Raw genomic sequence first — 256 nt, 5'->3', positions numbered from 1 at the left:
CGAAGGGGCCACCAAGAGCACTGCCTCTGGATCCTGCGCTTGCGCCCGAAGCGCTGCGGCCAGCACAGCCGGCGCCGTATTGCGGCCGTCGGGCTCGATCAAAATCGCGCCGGGATCGATGCCTGCGGCCTGTAGCTGTTCCGCAACGATAAAGCGGAAATCGGAATTGGTCAGCACCATCGGCGCGCCAAAAGCAAACCCGTTTCCGGTCCCCGACATCCGTCTGGCCGAAGACTGAAACAAGGTTTCTTTGCCC

The 256-nt window shown here is 62.5% G+C and carries 1 pseudogene; it reads right to left on the bottom strand.

The window, feature by feature from the left end:
- Positions 1-256: pseudogene (locus SB658_RS25515) on the bottom strand (hypothetical protein); the annotation flags it as partial.

This window comes from Bacillus sp. SIMBA_008 (assembly GCF_046535495.1).
GTDB lineage: Bacteria > Bacillota > Bacilli > Bacillales > Bacillaceae > Bacillus > Bacillus subtilis.
The sequence above is the reverse complement of the archived record's forward strand: the minus strand, read 5'-3'. Positions and strand labels throughout refer to the sequence as shown.